This is a genomic window from Actinomadura sp. KC06 (assembly GCF_004348735.1).
In the GTDB taxonomy this organism is placed as follows: Bacteria; Actinomycetota; Actinomycetes; order Streptosporangiales; family Streptosporangiaceae; genus Spirillospora.
In genome coordinates, this window is sequence record NZ_SMKT01000332.1 from 1 (window position 1) to 3,488 (window position 3,488).

General features: G+C 72.0%; 2 protein-coding genes. One reads left to right on the forward strand and one right to left on the reverse strand.

What is annotated here, in order from left to right:
* A partial coding sequence (locus E1287_RS42540) for an amino acid permease (protein ID WP_243719828.1) occupies positions 1-1,573 on the reverse strand: 1,573 nt, incomplete at its 3' end.
* A gap of 405 nt (positions 1,574-1,978) precedes the next feature.
* Here E1287_RS42540 and E1287_RS42545 point away from each other — a divergent pair.
* Positions 1,979-3,488 (forward strand): gamma-glutamyltransferase (locus tag E1287_RS42545; protein ID WP_131971716.1); only part of this gene is annotated, 1,510 nt, incomplete at its 3' end.

The window sequence follows — 3,488 nt, forward strand, 5'->3', positions numbered from 1 at the left end:
GCGGCGGGGCGGGGAGCACGGGGACGCCCGGAGGCGGCGCGGTCAGCCGCCCGGCGGCCGGACGCTCGGGCGGCGGCTCGTCCAGCAGCAGCTTCATCTGGCTCTTCCGGCGCCCGTACACCAGGTACAGCAGCAGGCCGACGACCATCCAGATCCCGAAGTAGGCCCACGTCTGGACCTTCAGGTTCAGCATCAGCCAGCCGACCGCGACGACCGTCACCACGGCGGTGACCGGGGCGAGCGGCACGCGGAACGGGCGGTGCAGGTCGGGCCGGGTGTGGCGCAGCGCCACCACCGCCGCCGGGACGAACAGGAACGCGAACAGCGTCCCGATCACCACGAGCTGCTCGAGCGTGAGCACGTCGAGCGTCTGGGAGATCACCAGCGCGACGCCGCCCGACAGCAGGGTCGCCCGGGACGGCACCTTGTAGCGGCGGCTCATGTGCGCGAGCGGGCGGGGGAGCAGCCCGTCCCGCGACATCGAGAACACCACGCGGGTGAGGCTGATCACCAGCACCAGGATGACGGTGGTCAGGGCGAGCACCACGCCGACGTCGACGAGCTTGCCCATCGCGCCCGCGCCGACCGAGTCGAACGCCGCGGCGATGAGCAGCTTGTCCGGGTTCAGCTTGGCGAAGCCGTCCATGCCGACCATGCCGACGAGCGCGACCGCCACGGCCGCGTAGAGCACGACGGCGGTGACCAGGGCGGTGATGATGCCGCGCGGCACCTTGCGGGGCGCGTCGTCGGTCTCCTCGGCGGACGTCGCGATCAGGTCGAAGCCGATGTAGGCGAACGCGATGGCGGGCGCGGCGGCGAACAGGCCCCAGACGCCGAAGACCTCCGGCGTCCCGCCGCCCAGGGCGCCGAGCATGGCGTCCAGCATCGTCTGGTCGCCCTCTGGCGCGGGCTGGGAGGGCGGCACGAACGGGGTGAGGTTGCCGGGGCTGAAGAACTTCAGGCCGGTCGCGATGACCAGCCCGATCACGATGACCTTGGCCATCACCATGAACCAGAGCGTCTTCAGGCTCAGCCGGCTGCCGGTGGCGAGCATCCCGATGACCAGCAGCAGGATGCCGAGCGCGAACAGGTCCGGGCCCTTCTCCTGGCCGATCAGGTCGGCGAGCCACGCCGGGACGGGCACGTCGAAGTCGGCGAGCGCCTGCGTCGCGTACAGCGACCAGACCCGCGCCAGCACCGCGGTCGCCAGCAGCAGCTCCATCACCAGCGCCCAGCCGACGATCCACGCCCAGACCTCGCCGAACGCGACGTAGCTGAACGAGTACGCGCTGCCCGCCACGGGAATGATCGACGACAGCTCGGCGAGCGCGAGCGCGACCAGCAGGCAGACGCCGCCGGCGATGAGGAACGACACGAGCACGCCGGGTCCGGCGGTCGAGGTGGCCTGCTCCCCGGCGATCTTGAAGATGCCGGAGCCGATCATCACGCCGAGGCCGAGCACGACCAGGTCGCGGGTCCGGTAGACCACGCGGAGCCGGTGCCGGCCTCCATAGAGCCGTCCGGTCGCCTGCTCGACCGGCAGGCGCCGGAACATGTTGTTACGCATGCGCATGTCCCAGGTCATAGGTGTCCCCCCAGGCCTGAACCCGCGCCGCTGTTCGCGAGATGACGGCTTGTCGAAGTCCCTAAGAATTCACCAGGTATGAGCATAATCGCAACGTTTTCCTCGGGATTGGTGTCATCCGGGCGTTGTCGGATCCTGCCAAAGCGGCAGGTCGGCGACGTGGCGCAGCCTCCCCCTCACGCTGGGCTAACACTCGCACGAGTTTCGGGGGACCGGCCAGGCGGAAAATCGCCGAATCGCTCCGGGGAAAGCGCTTTATGATCTTTGTCCGCGGGCTGGCGGACCCGCCGCCGGGCCGGTGCGGGCGGGGCGTCCGGGGTCGGCCGGTGCGGACGGTGGCATCGGACGAAGATCGGTGACACCGTAGGGTCGCCGCGTTCATCTGGAGGCCCGATGTTCCGCTCCCCATCGTCCTCGAAGGCGCCGACGGCACCGACCGGATCGACCGCTCCCGCCACCTCGCGGAGGCCGCGCAGGCCGCGCCGCACGGCCGTCCTCGTGGCCGCGGTCGCCGCCGCCGCGTCCCTGACGGTCCCCGCCGTACCCGCCATCGCCCGGACGCTCGCGTCCGTCCCGGCGCCCGGACCGCCGCCCGCCAAGCAGCCGGTCGCGACGGGTTACGGCGGCGCGGTGTCGACGGTCGACCCGTACGCCAGCCGGATCGCCCTCGACGTCCTGAAGGACGGCGGCAACGCGATGGACGCGGCCGTCGCGGCCGGGGCGGCGCTCGGCGTCACCGAGCCGTTCGTCGCGGCGATCGGCGGCGGCGGATACATGACCTACTACGACGCGAAGACCCGCCGCGTCCACGCCGTCGACGGCCGCGAGTTCGCGCCCAGGCGGATGAAGGCGGACACCTTCGTCGACCCCGCCACCGGCAAGGCGATCCCCTTCGACCAGGCCGTGACCAGCGGGCTCGGCGTCGGCGTCCCCGGCACCCTCGCGCAGTGGGACCTCGCGCTGCGCCGCTTCGGCTCCCGCGACCTGGACGACCTGCTCCGCCCCTCCATCAAGCTCGCCGACCGCGGGTTCGTCGTCGACCAGGAGTTCCGCGACCAGACACTGGTGAACGAGGCCCGCTTCCGCGACATCGTCCCGACCCGGAAGCTGTTCCTGCCGGACGGGAAGCCGCCCGAGGTCGGCGCGACGTTCCGCAACCCCGACCTCGCCGACACCTACCGCGAGCTGGCGAAGCGCGGCACGAAGTGGTTCTACGAGGGACGGCTAGGCGAGGAGGTCGCGCGGACGGTCGCCAAGCCGCCGGTGGACCACGCCGCCACCCGCATCGTCCGTCCGGGGCTGATGGAGGCCCGCGACCTGGCCGCCTACCGGGCGCTGATGCGCAAGGCCACGCACGTCTCCTACCGGGGGACGGACGTGTACGGGATGCCTCCGTCGTCGTCCGGCGGGTCGACGGTCGGGGAGGCGCTCAGCATCCTGAGCAACTTCCGCCTCGACCGGCGCGACCCGGTGACGGCCCTGCACTACTACCTGGAGGCGTCCAAGCTCGCCTACGCCGACCGCGGCCGCTACCTGGGCGACGCCGACAAGGTGGACGTGCCGCTGGAGGAGATCCTGTCGTCCGGGTTCGCCCGCGAGCGCGCCTGCCTGATCAAGCCGGACGAGGCCGCCGCCGCGCCCGTCCCGCCCGGATCGCCCGACGGCTCCTACGAGCCGTGCGTCCCGCCCGGCACGCAGACCCGGGCGCTGGCGTTCGAGGGCCCGCAGACCACCCATCTCAACGTCGCGGACAAGTGGGGCAACGTCGTCGCCTACACGATCTCGATCGAGCAGTTCGGCGGCAGCGCCCTCACCGTCCCCGGACGCGGGTTCCTGCTCAACAACGAGCTCACCGACTTCTCCCTCCAGCCGCCCCCGCCCGGCGCGTTCGGGTCGGGCGGGC